15 protein-coding genes are annotated in these 12923 nt (G+C 31.7%); 2 read left to right on the forward strand and 13 right to left on the reverse strand.

Features of this window, described 5'->3' with window-relative positions; all coding sequences use genetic code 11:
- Window positions 1-697 precede the first annotated feature (697 nt).
- The 8 genes from ASHG_RS05995 to ASHG_RS06020 form a co-directional block, all read right to left on the reverse strand.
- Entirely contained in the window at window positions 698-1960 is a 1263-nt protein-coding gene (locus ASHG_RS05995) for an MSCRAMM family protein (protein WP_040398186.1), read from the reverse strand.
- Window positions 1961-1985: 25 nt separating this feature from the next.
- On the reverse strand, window positions 1986-4037 hold the full coding sequence (locus ASHG_RS06000; RefSeq protein WP_040398188.1) for a pilin N-terminal domain-containing protein: 2052 nt from the start codon (window positions 4035-4037) through the stop codon (window positions 1986-1988).
- Between the two features lie 295 nt (window positions 4038-4332).
- Entirely contained in the window at window positions 4333-4746 is a 414-nt protein-coding gene (locus ASHG_RS09370) for a prealbumin-like fold domain-containing protein (RefSeq protein WP_244264258.1), read from the reverse strand.
- The gene (locus ASHG_RS09480) at window positions 4712-4840 is read right to left on the reverse strand and encodes a hypothetical protein (RefSeq protein ID WP_262359303.1); all 129 of its coding nucleotides are present in this window, start codon (window positions 4838-4840) and stop codon (window positions 4712-4714) included. The genes ASHG_RS09370 and ASHG_RS09480 overlap by 35 nt, the downstream gene beginning before the upstream one ends.
- Before the next feature lie 359 nt (window positions 4841-5199).
- Window positions 5200-5493, reverse strand: a complete 294-nt coding sequence (locus ASHG_RS09375; protein ID WP_316244689.1) for a prealbumin-like fold domain-containing protein — start codon at window positions 5491-5493, stop codon at window positions 5200-5202.
- Between the two features lie 48 nt (window positions 5494-5541).
- Window positions 5542-6378: a class C sortase gene (locus ASHG_RS06010; RefSeq protein ID WP_040398190.1), complete on the reverse strand. Its 837-nt coding sequence runs from the start codon at window positions 6376-6378 to the stop codon at window positions 5542-5544.
- Window positions 6347-7228 carry a class C sortase gene (locus ASHG_RS06015; protein WP_040398191.1) on the reverse strand — a complete coding sequence of 294 codons (882 nt, stop codon included), beginning with the start codon at window positions 7226-7228 and terminating at the stop codon, window positions 6347-6349. The genes ASHG_RS06010 and ASHG_RS06015 overlap by 32 nt, the downstream gene beginning before the upstream one ends.
- The gene (locus ASHG_RS06020) at window positions 7212-8126 is read right to left on the reverse strand and encodes a class C sortase (protein WP_040398193.1); all 915 of its coding nucleotides are present in this window, start codon (window positions 8124-8126) and stop codon (window positions 7212-7214) included. The genes ASHG_RS06015 and ASHG_RS06020 overlap by 17 nt, the downstream gene beginning before the upstream one ends.
- 156 nt (window positions 8127-8282) lie before the next feature.
- Here ASHG_RS06020 and ASHG_RS06025 point away from each other — a divergent pair, with 156 nt between their 5' ends.
- Both ASHG_RS06025 and ASHG_RS06030 read left to right on the forward strand, forming a co-directional pair.
- Window positions 8283-8465: a DUF1659 domain-containing protein gene (locus ASHG_RS06025; RefSeq protein ID WP_040398194.1), complete on the forward strand. Its 183-nt coding sequence runs from the start codon at window positions 8283-8285 to the stop codon at window positions 8463-8465.
- 18 nt (window positions 8466-8483) lie between these two features.
- The gene (locus ASHG_RS06030; protein WP_040398196.1) at window positions 8484-8705 is read left to right on the forward strand and encodes a DUF2922 domain-containing protein; all 222 of its coding nucleotides are present in this window, start codon (window positions 8484-8486) and stop codon (window positions 8703-8705) included.
- Between the two features lie 450 nt (window positions 8706-9155).
- Here the strand turns inward: ASHG_RS06030 and ASHG_RS06035 are convergent, their stop codons facing one another.
- From ASHG_RS06035 to ASHG_RS06055, 5 genes are all read right to left on the reverse strand, one after another.
- On the reverse strand, window positions 9156-9539 hold the full coding sequence (locus tag ASHG_RS06035) for a hypothetical protein (protein ID WP_040398197.1): 384 nt from the start codon (window positions 9537-9539) through the stop codon (window positions 9156-9158).
- A gap of 207 nt (window positions 9540-9746) precedes the next feature.
- Window positions 9747-11594 (reverse strand): heavy metal translocating P-type ATPase, encoded by a 1848-nt coding sequence (locus ASHG_RS06040; RefSeq protein WP_040398198.1) that lies wholly within the window; start codon window positions 11592-11594, stop codon window positions 9747-9749.
- A gap of 4 nt (window positions 11595-11598) precedes the next feature.
- The gene (locus ASHG_RS06045; protein ID WP_040398200.1) at window positions 11599-11823 is read right to left on the reverse strand and encodes a cation transporter; all 225 of its coding nucleotides are present in this window, start codon (window positions 11821-11823) and stop codon (window positions 11599-11601) included.
- A 9-nt stretch (window positions 11824-11832) separates the two neighbouring features.
- Window positions 11833-12126, reverse strand: a complete 294-nt coding sequence (locus tag ASHG_RS06050; protein WP_040398202.1) for an ArsR/SmtB family transcription factor — start codon at window positions 12124-12126, stop codon at window positions 11833-11835.
- Between the two features lie 476 nt (window positions 12127-12602).
- Window positions 12603-12890 carry a hypothetical protein gene (locus ASHG_RS06055; RefSeq protein ID WP_040398204.1) on the reverse strand — a complete coding sequence of 96 codons (288 nt, stop codon included), beginning with the start codon at window positions 12888-12890 and terminating at the stop codon, window positions 12603-12605.
- Between the last annotated feature and the right edge of the window lie 33 nt (window positions 12891-12923).

Raw genomic sequence — 12923 nt, forward strand, 5'->3', positions numbered from 1 at the left:
TATTTTTATTTATTACTAAAGTCCTTATTTTCTTAATATTCTCATATTGACTTTTATAATTAAATAAATATCTAATTTTTTAGTAAATCGACCGAAGTAAATCCCATCTCGAGCGAATATAATGAGTCGAGAGATCTCTTTATTATTTTTATATATTAATTCACTTTTTCCTTAGGTTTTATTTATTGCTATATGCATACTTTAATTATATACTAATTTAATCCATGAGATCTCTCGACTCAGCTCGAGATGGGGTTATTCTTTGATTATTTTGATTGCTAAAGATTATATTCATTATTATTTTTATTATTAGTTTTATTTATTAAGAAATTTCTAATCTTTATTTGATAAATAATTTAAAATATAAGGAAGCATAACCCATCTCGAGCCGATAAATATGCCTTGATTTGGCATATTTATCTATAAAACTAGTGCAGATTTATAACCATTGATTTCGGTTATAAATCCTGAAAATTACTACGAGAGCACGGAAGAATTCACCTAGTAAATGGGTTTTCATAAACAGATAGAAATTTGAGTAGATAATGGGTTTTAGTGTCGAGAGATCTTTTTTTTTAATTTTTGCTTTTAATTTTATTTCTTATTTAATTTTATTAAAGTTATTTTATTATTTCTATAATTTTTCTCACAAAAAAACTACCTTGCTAAGCATGGTAGTTTTTGGTTTCTTATTTAATTATTCTCTAGCCTTTACAAATCTTACTCCAAGTCCTATCATCAACAATCCTGCTACCATAATTAATAAAATGGTATAATCTCCGGTTTTTGCCATTGCTTGTAGGTTTTTACCTAATCTTGAGCCTATTGATGTGCCACCGTTTGGATTTGTTGGTGGTGTGGTTGGTTTATAGTTTTTTACATAGATTGATCTTTTGTGAGCTGTTTCATTGATTCTGAAATCATTTGGGACTGTGTTTTCAATGTAGCCTTCTGGGGCTTTGGTTTCTATTAATCTGTAATCACCATAAGGAAGTTTTTTTGTTTTAAATTCGCCCTTATCATCACTTGTTAAGGTATAGATTTTACCATTTTCCATCAAATCTTCGTAACCCTTTTTAGTTTTGACTTGAATTTTAAAAACTGCTCCCTTTAGTGGATTCTTGTTGGTACCGTCGATTTTTTTGAATGAATAATAATTTTCTGGATTATCTTTTTCATTTGTCATTTCGATGCTACCAGTTTTGGACACTTCACTTTCTTTTCCAACTTGTGACTCGTATCCTTTTAAAGGTTTGCTTTCTTTGAATTTTACCTTTTCTTCTAGACCATAGATTTTAATTTGTCCGTTTTCGTCAGTAAATAATTCTTTTATAGTTCCATCTTTTTTATAAGTTAATTTTTCTATTCCTTGATTATCTTTTATTTTTTCAAAGGATAGAACTTGGCCCTTTTCATTTACAACTTTAAATCCTACATTTTTAAGAATTTCTCCAGATTCTTTATCCCTTTTGGTTAAGATCAATTCGTCTGGAGCTTTTTTAGGATAAATTGTGAGAGGATTTTCTGTATTTTCATCAATTATTGCAAGTATTGGAATATATAGTCTCATTGGATCATCTGACCTATATCTTAATAGATAGACTTCTTTTTCCAAGCCATCAATTTTAGCAAAATACATACCATTATTTTCTTCTGACTTATTTGATGATTTCATTTCTCCAAATTCATTTGAAATCTCTTCGTTTGTCTTATCTTTATAAAGATTAACAAAATCAAGTTGATTTTGAGGATTTTTCAAATCTTTTGCCTTTTGATCTGGGATTTTCCAATAATCTACATAATCTACAACAACTTCTTCTTTAGTTTCACTATCTTTATAATTTGTATTAATTATTAGGCTATTATTTCCGCTTTTAGCGAAAGCTAAAAGAGGAGTAACTAGCTGTAGAAAAATAGCAATTATTACTACAGATATTAAATTTTTATTGAACTTTTTCATAGTAACTCCTCTGTTAGTTAATATACTAAGCTTCTTCTTTGTTAGCTTTCATTTTGTAAGCTGCAAGTCCCATAATCATAAGACCAACTACTACAAAGATGATAGAACCAATTCCACCTGTTTGTGGGATTGATACATTTTTATTCTTTATTTGTAGTCCGTATCCGTTATCAGCATTGTCTTTGTTGTATTGAAGTTCAGCATCTGTACTTGCGTATGAACCATCTTTTACTTCAAAATCTTGTGGAGATTGAAGTTTAGCATAGTCTTTTGGAGCTGTTTTTTCTTCTAGTTTATATCCAGCTTTATATTCAAGACCTTTTATTTCGAATCTACCTTCAGCATCAGATGTTAATACAACAACGTTAGCGTCGTCTTTTTCGCCCCAAGTATATTCTGTTGCGTTTGCTACGAATGCATCATTGTAAGCTTTTTGTTTTTCGTTAATTGCAGTCTTTGCAGCTGTTCCTTTTTCGCCTTTTTGTTCTTCAGCTGAAAGTTCATTGTAAGCTTTTACTGCTTCATCAAGAGCTGCTTTTGCATCTGTAACTGCTTTTGCATCTTTTTTAGCTGCTACTAGATATTTTCCTTCTGCGTTTTTAACGTAGAATTCTGCTCCAGCAAGTCTTTCTAGTTTTGCACTTTTTTTATCTTCGTTATTTGTTTTAACGAATTTTCTTCCACCAAGTTGAACCTTTGGCTCTGTTGGGTTAAGTTTGTCTGGGTTATCTGTATCTTTGTGGTTTGTGATTTCTAATTCACCAGTTGTCTCGTTATATTTTTTATATTCAGCTTCATAACCTTTTACAGACTCAACGATTCTGTATGTTCCCTTTTCATCAAGGTTTTTGAATGTAACTTCAAAGTTTTCTTTTGATGTTTTTTCTACAGTTTCAACATCTTCCCATTTACCTTCAGCATTTTTCTTTTGAAGTGTAAAGTAAGCTGTTACACCTTTGTCTGCTTCTGTTACAGTTTGGTCACCTGTTACATCCCAAGATTTTTTCATTGTGATTTCTTTTTGACCAGGTGTAAATTCTTTAGGTTCGCTATCTTTGCCAGGTTTGTTTGCATAGTCAAGTACGATATCGTTTTCTTCTGGCTTATCAACTACTGCTTCGCCATTGATTTTTGCAGAGTATGTTAATTTGATTTCAACATCTTTTTCTTTAGCTGCGTTTTCTACTTTTGTAAGACCTGTGTCTTTTAATACTAATGTAAATCCTCTGTCTGTTTCTGTTACAAAGTAATCATCTGCAGTTAGTCCTGCACCTTCAACTTTAAGGTCTTTTTGGTATGTTAGACCTTTTGTCATGTTATCGTTCCATACTAATTTTTTGTATTTAGAATCTTTTTTGATTTTTGTTTTTACTTCGTATGGTACTGATTTACCAAGATCAGCTGTTGCTGTAGCTTTATCTTTATCGTAGTTGCTGTAATTTGCTCCAGCATCTTTGTTGCCGTTTTTATCTTCAACAGTTCCTAGACCATTGTTTGCAGCAAAGTTCTTGTCGATTTCTGGTTTTTCTTGAGTGTTCTTTGGATAAACGTGAGCTGCTTCTACAACACCATCATTGTTTGTGATTGGAAGTGTAAGAAGTGTTGGAACTGCTTTAGATGCAGCTAGAAGTTCTCCGTCATCACCTTTATAAGTTGATTTTTCTAAATCTTCAACTATTCTGTAAGTTCCTTTTTCTAATCCAGTTGTATCAAGTGTAAGACCAGCTCCACCTTCTGTTTTACCGTATTTTCCTACTACATCTGTCCATTGATCATCATTTGTTACATCGATGTCTGCGTCAGCTACGCCATCATTTAATTTTTGAAGTTTGAAATAAACTCCATCAATTTCTTTTGCATTTGTATCACCAAAGAAATCTTTGATGTTTCCAATTTCATTACCATCATATTTCTTGTCTTTGTCGTGAGCATCTAATGCTTCTTTTGTCAACAAGATTTTGTGGATGGTTACAGATTTTGTTTCTTCTCCAGCCGCATTAGCATTTGTAAAAGGTGCTGCAAGAATTCCAAACACCATTGCAAATACTGTTAAAAATGACAAAATTTTTTGTTTCATAATTTTCTCCTTTTTATTTTTTGTCAATTTGCCTTGATATGTTTTGATATTTTTTCATATCAATTATGTATAATCTATATTTCAAGATTTATACTAGAAACGTTCCTACATTTATAATAACCTTTCAAGCCTCAGAAATCTGGACGCTCAGAGTGTAGACTTTTTAATTTATTCTCACATTATTACTTTACCGTGTTAAATTGTAGCTTACAATAATTCCATAAATTTTTTTGTTTACAGTCTGAGCCTCCAGAAGTCTGGAGACCAAGGTTAATTACCTGATTTAATAGACTTCTTATAATACTAGTTTATCTCTTCTTTTTGAATAGGTCAATACTGCAATAAACATTAATATTAGTCCTAGAATTGTAAATCCAATCCAAACTCCAGGGCCTCCTGTATGAGGATATTCTGCCTTTTTGTTTGTAACTAATATTGGATTGTCTTCTGTATTATTTTCTATTTCTTTGTTTACTATCAATTCTATTTTAGTATTATTATCTTTTTGACCATCTATATAATATATCTTACCATGTTCTACCTTAAATTTGAATACTTCTTTTTGACTAAGTGCGTATCCTTGAGAAGATTTTTTCTCAAAAATTCTATATTCACCACCTGGAATATTTTCAAATTTAAATTGTCCATTGTTACCAGATTTTGCTATCCACTTTTTATCTTGTGGATTTGTTGGATCCAATATTTCCATTTTCATTGTAAGGCAAATCAACAATAATTTGATAGTATTTTTCTTCTTCTTGTGAATTTACTTCTATGTTTGATGGAGTGATATTTAAAGTCAAATTTGGATTATCTCCATTATTTATTTGAACTTTGTAAGATATATTATCTTTTTCTCCTATTACATTTCCTTCATCGCCTGCTACTAGTCTTATTTTTGCATTTAATTGACTTAGTTTTAGCCTTGAATCTTTTGCTTCTAGGATTATTTTTTTATTTACAATTTCACTTGGTTTTGCTTTGATGGTTATTTTTGTCTATATGTTTTGTTTTCTGTATCTATTCCAATAATTTTAGATTTTAGATTTTCTGTATCATTATCTCCAGCATAGGATTTAATGTTTACAGTTTTCATCTTATCATCTGTATCATCAAAAGAGTTTAGCCATTTGACTTTGCCGTCTTTTCTTACTTCGATTTTTCAAATTTTATTAGATAATTGATATCTATCTGGAGCTTTTTGCTCTGTTAGAGTGTATTTTCCTGCTAGAAGTTCATCATATAGGAATATTCCAGCTCCTTGTGGTTTTCCTATATTGGCTTTGCAACCACCACCATCTTTTTCTAGTAGGAATTCTGCTCCTGTAAGGGTTTGTCCATTTTCGTCAGTTTTTCTTATTTTAATTTCTGCTTTCTTGTAGTTTTCTAGAATTTGTTTGTTTTCTTTTACATTAACAATAATTCCTCGTTCATCTACTTCGAATGTAGAAATTATTGAATGATTTAGTAAGTTTTAAATCTTTTCACTTTAGGTGGGTCTTTTTTATTTTATTATTATTTTTACTAATTTTCTTATTATAAATACTATTAATAGTAAGTCAATTATCAAAAATCCTATATAGGCATAGTTTGCTATTTTTACTTTTTTGCTTATTTGAGTTTTTTCAATTTTAGCTTTTGGAATTTCTTTTTTATCTTCTACTCTTTTTGCATTTATTAAAAGTCTGTGGGTGAAGGTTGGATATGGTGTACAGGTTAGAAGGGTTAGTATATCTTTTCCTTCTATTACTTTTAATCTTTCCCAATCATAAGGGCTTATCACTTCTTTGGAGTAAACTTGATAGGTCAATGTTTTATCTCCTCTTTTTATATAAAACATATCGCCTTCTACTAATTCATCTGCGTAGAGTAAAAATATAGCTCCCCACCAGCCTCTATGTCCTGCTAGGACACTTCTGGTAGATTTTCCTCCTATTGGTATTGATGTACCCGAAACTTGACCTACTCCTTTTAGCATATGATCGTAGCTTGCATCTAAATAAATAGGTAAGTTTACATTTATTTTTGGTATTTGAATATATCCAAATATATCATCTTGATTTTCTAGGATATTTACTGATCCCAGATTTTTGCTTGTAAAAGGATCTACCATTGATATATCAGAATTTTTTACTATTTCATTATATTCTTGGGCCTTTTTTTCTACTTGATCAAATTTTTTATCTTCTTTTTGAGCCTTTATCACTTTTTCTATTTGGCTTTTATTTTCTATGTTTGAGTATATTCTTCTTGAAAATGGAAGGGCAAGGGTCATTAATCCTAATAATATTAGGATATAACCTATAATTTTACTTTTCTTTTTCACTGATTTTTTGTTCAATGGTAAAAACCTCCATTCTCATTTTTTTCGAATTTCTTTTTTCTCTTAAATACATCATTATTGTAAATAATAATATTGGTAATAATACTAAGAATAATTGGAAGAAGTTTGGTTTTAGTCTTGGTGTATTGGCTGAACCATCATCTATAGCTTGGGTGTAGGGAATCCTATATCCTCTTACTAAAAGTCGGTGGGAGTTTATCATATAGGGAGTACAGGTTAAAAGGGTAGCATAATCCTTTTTTTCTACTACCAAAATCGGTTCAAAGTTTGATGGTTCTACAACTTGGATTTTGTCGACTTTATATGCCAAAGTTTCTTTTATGTTGTGTATATAAAATATATCTCCTTCAACCATTTGGTTTAGATTTCTAAATAAAAGAGCATTAGGAAGACCTCTGTGGGCAGTTATAACTGTGTGTGTTGATTTTCCACCTATTGGAAGAGATGTCCCTTCCAAATGTCCTGCTCCTTTTTCCAAAACATCATCGCTTGTTCCAGCATAAATTGGAAGATCGACTGCAATTTTTGGAATTTCTACATGACCCAACATTTCGTGGACTTCTAGCATTTTTGCGTATTCTGCCTTGGCATCTTTTACTTTTTTATCATAAGGATCTACAAGTTTTGATGGGTCAAGAGTTTGGTTATATATTCTTGCTAGCTCCATCCTTCTTTCCAATTCTTTTTTGTCAATTTTTTCCTTTTCTTTATTAAAAACTACAATTTCATCATTTGATTTTATTTGGTAAAATTTTTGGCTTATAAAGGGATAAGAAAAAATCAAAAATCCTAGGACAAATATTAGTATAAAGGGAAGATTTTTTTTGATATTATTCTTTTTTATCATCATCTTCACCTAGTTTATCTAGTTTTTCTTTTATTTGTTCAATTTTACTTGATGTTTTTTTATTTTCTTTTCTTAATTTTCTAATTCTCCACAATAAGATTATTATTATAATTAAGGCTAAGAAAAATAAAATTCTAAATATCCAGTTCATTTTGTTTTCTTTGATCAATTCTTCATCTACACTTTCTACATATTCTACCCTGTGACCTCTTACCAAAAGTCTGTGAGAATTTATCATAAAAGGTGTACAGGTTAAAAGAGTCGCATAATCATGACCTGGTGCAATCATCAACTCATCAAAATTGCTTGGTTCAATTACTTTTATTTGATCGACTTGATAGGCTAGAGTTTTTTCTATATTGTGAATATAAAATTTATCTCCAACTTCAAGTTCGTTCAAATTTGTAAATAAAGTTTTTTCTGGAAGTCCCCTATGGGCTGTAAGAACAGTGTGAGTATTATTTCCACCAACAGGAAGAGAAGTTCCTTCCAAATGTCCCACACCTTTTTGCAAAATATCTTCACTAGTTCCTGCATAAATCGGTAAGTCTTGGTTTATTTTTGGAATTTCAACGTGGCCTATCATCTCTTCAACTTCAAGCATTCTTGCATATTCTTTCCTACCTTCTTCTCGTCTTTTTTTAGTAAAAGGATCGTTGGTAGGACCTCCTGATAGGGAATCATTATAAGCTTTTGCAAGTCCAATTCGCCTTTGAATTTCTTCTTTTTCAAGTTTACTTTTCCCTTCATTAAATACTTCAACTTGCTTATTAGAATCGATTTCATAGTAAAATCTAGAAATAATTGGATAAAGTAGGATTACAATTCCTATTAAAAAAATAAGTTTCCATAAAAGATTAGATTTTTTTGATTTTTTCTTCTTAATATTCTTTTTCATTTTATCACCGTATTTTTATAATTCTTTCTTACTAAATTTAATCTTACACCAAAAAAGCTTATTAATAAAGGATTTTTTAAAAAATACAGAAATTTCTTTAAAATTTTATGGACATTTATTAATAATTCTTTATCTATATATGAAAGGAGCGATAATATGAAACTAAGAATTAAATATGAAATTAACGATGGTGAAAAGACAAGAAAATATTCAAGAACATTTTCAAATCTTGATGAAAATCTTACAAACGAAGATTTATCAAACTTCGCTAAAGCTTATATCTCACTTAGTGAAGTTGAAAATCAATTGTTTGAAAAGATCACAGAAGAAAGAATCTAGAAATAGAAAGGAGATACTATGAATACAAAAACACTAAAATTATCTTTTAAAGATAATCAAGGAAAAAGCAAAATGGTAAGTATAAATCATCCAAAAGCTAACCTTGATGACCAAACTGTAAAAGCTCAAATGGAAGCTATGTTAAACTCAAAGCTTTTAGAAACAAAAGATGGTAAGGTTACAAGTATAAATAAAGCTTATATGGAAAATATTTCAAGAGAAGATTTTAATCTAGTCTAAAAAAAAAGGTTGCAAACAAATTAAGTTTTGCAACCTTTTTTTGTTTGAGATTTCATAGATACTACTTCGTTTTAATTTTTACTTTTTTACTTATTTTTACTATGAGATCTCTCCACACTAAAACACATTTCTTTGCAAATTTTTCCGTGATTTCATAATACTTTTAGGGATAAACATGCCAATCAAGGCATATTTATCAGGTCGAGATGGGTGATGATTGGCTGGTTTTAATTATTAAAGTTTTTATTTTTGGATTTTTACTTGGCGTATACCCTATTTAGTCACAAGTGTATTAAAATCGAGTAAAATAGGTTATAATTGTAATGAACGTAGGTAAAAAGCTAGACCTTTCGACTTCGCTATTGCTCCGCTCAAGGAAGTCCACTTCGTTTTACTTTTTCCTCTAATTTTCCAAATAAAAAACCCACAATTAATACTGTGGGTTCTAGATTATCTCATATGTTTCTTACATTCATCATTTCTATTAGAAAATTTCCTTGACATATGATGATGGTTTTTATTTCTTTTCTCTTTTCCTACTCTATGGCAAGTATCATAAGAGTTTTTATTGGTGGAGTGCTTGCATGTTTGCATATCCATGTAGTTTTCGTTCATAAAATCTTTGCAAGCTTGGTAGCCTTCACTTTTGTATGTTTCATCACAATAGTCTGCCATATGGTTTTCGCAGTCTCTGTGCATGTGATTGTGATAATAAGAATCTTCATTTATACATATATTTGATTCAGTTTCATTTTGCGTATTGTCCATGTTTTTAGCATATCCCGCACCGCCTACTAGGCTTGTTGCTAATAATATTGCAAATATTTTATTCATATATTTTTCCCTTTATTCATTTCTACTCCTGAACTATACCTCGATTTTATATTTTATCATAATTTTGTCTTCAGACAAAGTTGTCTGATCAGACCGAAGACAAACCCCAGCATAAACTGGCGTTTGTCTTTATTTTTTTATCGTTTTAAGCTATTTTTGCAATAAAAAAATCCCTAGTTAAGTTCATGACTTTCCTAGGGAATGTATTTATATTTTCTTTTTTAGTATCCTCATTGCCCATAGGACTGCTATTATTGTAACTCCAACATCTCCAAATATTGCTAGCCACATATTTGTATATCCTAGTAGTCCTGCTATTAGGATTCCTATTTTGACAGCCATTATGAAAATCACGTTTTGCCTTACTGTCCTATTGGTAAGGTCTGAGATTTTCATTAGCTTGCTCATCTCTCTAAATTCTCCGTTAACTACGAGTATATCGGATGATTCTATAGCAAGGTCAGATGCTGTTTCTCCCATTGATATACCAACATCTGCATTGGTAAGGACTGGGGCGTCGTTGATACCATCTCCTACAAAGACTGTAGGAAGTCCTTTATCTTGGTAGCTTTTCATAATTTCTAGCTTCTGGTCTGGCATTACTTCTGCAAAGTAGTTATCTAGGCCAAGTTCTTTGGCTGTTTCTTCTACTGCATTTTTTCCATCGCCTGATACTACAGCTATATTTTCAAAATGGTTGTGAAGATCTTCTATAGTTTCAAATGATTGGTCTTTGATTTCATCTTCGATTATTACTTTTGCAGCAAGCTTGTCATCTATAGATACATAGATTGCCCTGTCATTTTCTTCTCCATCATAGCCAATAAATCTAGCAGAACCTATCTTGATTAGGTCTCCATCCTTGCTAGTAGCTCTTACACCAAGGCCCTTTTCATTGGTCACTTCTTCAAACAAATCATGTTTTTCATCACGGTCTAGACTTTCTACGATCCCTTTTGCTATAGGATGGGTGCTCATTAGCTCGATATTATATATATAATCGAGGATTTTTTCCCTATCATCGTCAGTAAAATATTCTATATCTTTTACTTTGAAATTCCCTGTAGTGAGGGTTCCGGTTTTGTCTGATAATAGGACTTTGGCATTGTTTAGTCCTTCAAAATACTGGCTTCCTTTTATAAGGATTCCATTTTCACTAGCTAGGCCAAGGCCTGACATAAAGCTTAGTGGGACTGATAATACTAGGCCACATGGGCATGATATTACTAAAAATGTAGCTGCCAAGAATATAGAGTCATACCAATCTCCTCCAAAAAATAGGGGAGGGATGATCGCTACTATAAGCGCAATAGCTACAACAATTGGGGTATAGATTTTGGCAAATCTTGTTACCATCTTTTCACTTTCAGACTTACTTTCTGCGGAATCTTCTATAATCTCCATAATCTTTGCTGCAACAGAATCATCAAATTCTTTTTGGGCGCGTATTTTGATAATACCCTCAGTAAGAAGGGATGAAGATATAATCTCAGACCCTACTTCGGCTTCTACTGGCATGGATTCTCCAGTGACAGAGGATGTATCAAGGAGGCCATGACCTTCTATAACGACACCATCCACACCAATTTTCTCACCATCACGAACCAGGAGGATATCTCCTACTTCTACATCATCTAGGTCGATTTCTGTAGTAGAACCATCTGGGTTTACCTTATTGGCCACATCAGGCACTAAGTCTAGGAGTCCTTCTATGTTTTGGCGGGACTTATGGCTTGCTATATTTTCAAATAAATCACCAAAATTATAAAAAAGTATTACAGCTATAGCTTCTATCTGTTGTCCCAAGAGAAAGGCTGATATGGATGCTATAGTCAAAAGGAAGTTCTCATCCATGGCCTGGCCACGGATGATTCCCTTAAAACCTTTTATCAAAACATTCCATGCAGATAGCAAGTAGGCTAATAAAAACCCACCCACAATCCATATACTTTCACCTATATTATTCCTTAATACTGCTAATATAGCAGTAAAAATACCTATAGCTATAAGTTTACTCAGCTCCTTTTTGTGAGCATCTGTCATAGACTCAAACATTATCCTACCTCACTAAGACAGTCCCTGGCTCAAGCTTATCAGCAAGTCTATTAGCCTCATCAAAGATAGCATCTTCATTAGCACCATCAGCTAAGTCCATCTTTAGCTTCAAAGTTAGGAATGATAGGTTAGCATCATTCACTCCATCAATTTTCTTAACAGCCTCTTCAATCTTTGCTGCACAATTTGGGCATAGGTCATCACTTTCTACTTTATATTTAACTTTCATTATATTCTCCTATTCTTTAATATGTTCTAATCCTGTCTTAAAAATCGTCTTGACGTGGTCATCGGCAAGTTCGTAGTATATTGACTTGCCACTTCTCTTGGAACTGACCAAATTGTTATCCTTCAACCTCTTTAGCTGGTGGCTTATAGACGACTGGCTCATATCCAAGACTTCTGCAATTTCGCATACACAAGTAGGTCCACTAAAAAGCACATTCATAATCCTAAGCCTAGTCGAATCGCCAAAAACCTTAAATAGGTCAGCTAAATCAAATAAAATTTCCTCATCTTTGATAGTTATCATTATCACCTCCGTTTATATGATTATATGTTTATATGAACATTATAGCATATGTATTTCTAATGTCAAATTTATATGTGAATAATTTTAATATATGAATATTTGACTTCTGTCTTTGTTTTAAGCCTAATAATCCTATCAATAGTTCTAATTTTGAGTATAAAGAAGAGTATATGCCTACTCAATCCAAACGTCATGTGACAAAAATGGCTGGATACTAGGATACAAAACTTATCCAGGAAACCTGCACGATTCGACAACCTTCCCATCATTAGCTTTAGATATACCAATATGATAGAAAAAGCAAAAATGAGTATGAAAGCAGCACTAACCTTTGCGTGCGTAAATATGAAAAAAACTAGCAAAATTATTTACAGACCCTCTAATATTTAAAATATGGGGTTTATTTAGTGCCACTTTTTTACCTTTCCAAGCGGGATTTTTACTCTTTAACAAAAAAGATAGAATCCCCCGTTTAATTAATACCATTTTTTTCCATTGTATTCTGTGTGCTCTAAGTCTATCTTTTCCCAGCTACCAAACTTGGCAATATATTTATTTTTAAGCTCTTCGTACTCTTCTTTACTTACCTCTACGGTGTCATACTGACTGTAGTGGTAGAGAGACCTACTAGATTTTATAAATTCCCCCATATCTCTTCTACAAATCAACTCATAGAATTCTTTAGGCACTGACTTATCCTTAACTTTTTTCTTATCTTGTGCCAACCACTGCCAAGCTGTTTTCCATACTCCACGTTTACGCAAAACTGCTTTAATTTCTTCCTCAGTGAAAGAAAT

This window comes from Anaerococcus senegalensis JC48, assembly GCF_000321005.1.
GTDB classification, from domain to species: domain Bacteria; phylum Bacillota; class Clostridia; order Tissierellales; family Peptoniphilaceae; genus Anaerococcus; species Anaerococcus senegalensis.